Genomic DNA, 227 nt, shown 5'->3' with positions numbered 1-227 from the left:
TACCGATCACACGCGTTCGCGGACGCTCTCGGTGACATCAAGCACAAGTGGACCAAGCCGTATCGCCCGCAAACCAATGGCAAGGTCGAGCGATTCAACCGCACCCTCGCCACCGAATGGGCATACGCAGCCATCTACGACAGCGAGCAAGCTCGAGAAGCGACCTATCAAGACTGGATCCATCACTACAATCACCACAGACCCCACACCGGCATCGGCGGCCAAGC

The 227-nt window shown here is 59.0% G+C and carries 1 protein-coding gene; it reads left to right on the top strand.

The window, feature by feature from the left end:
* Window positions 1–227: integrase core domain-containing protein (locus ACPW96_RS23360; protein WP_425886141.1), on the top strand; the 227-nt coding region annotated here is incomplete at both ends.

It is taken from the genome of Micromonospora sp. DT81.3, from assembly GCF_049847225.1.
GTDB lineage: Bacteria > Actinomycetota > Actinomycetes > Actinomycetales > Microbacteriaceae > Microbacterium.
Note: the sequence above shows the minus strand (reverse complement) of the source record. Positions and strands in the feature narration are given on the sequence as shown.